This is a genomic window from Spongiactinospora gelatinilytica (genome assembly GCF_003236385.1).
Taxonomy (GTDB): domain Bacteria; phylum Actinomycetota; class Actinomycetes; order Streptosporangiales; family Streptosporangiaceae; genus Spongiactinospora; species Spongiactinospora gelatinilytica.
Window position 1 is genome coordinate 1 of sequence record NZ_POUA01000870.1, and the last position, 441, is coordinate 441.

Here is a 441-nt window from a genome sequence, read left to right on the forward strand (position 1 = left end):
ACCTGCTCATAATGATTAATCAGGGTCATTGCTTCAATCTTAGGCGCGCCAGCTAACGTCCCAGCTGGAAAAGTAGCGGCAAGCACTTGGAGTGCTGTAGTAGTCGGCGCCACTTCTGCGGCCACCCGAGACCCTAAGTGCATGACTTGCGAATAACGAATTAATCGCCGTAAATTAGTCACCCGGACACTTTTAAACTTTGCAACTTGTCCTAAATCGTTACGTCCCAAATCAACTAACATATTGTGCTCGGCAATCTCTTTAGGGCTGGTTTGTAATTCATGAGCCAACTGCTGATCCTCGGCAGGTGTTCGACCACGGCGTCTCGTCCCGGCCAATGGATACGTCGCGATTTGTTCCCCATCCTTCGTCACTAACGTTTCTGGTGAGGCCACCGTCATTTCGAAATTAGCCTGTTTAAAATAACAGGTATACGGGGCC

1 protein-coding gene is annotated in these 441 nt (G+C 49.2%); it reads right to left on the reverse strand.

From position 1 onward, the window contains the following. Positions 1-441 (reverse strand): chorismate-binding protein (locus C1I98_RS46655; RefSeq protein ID WP_199537600.1); only part of this gene is annotated, 441 nt, incomplete at both ends.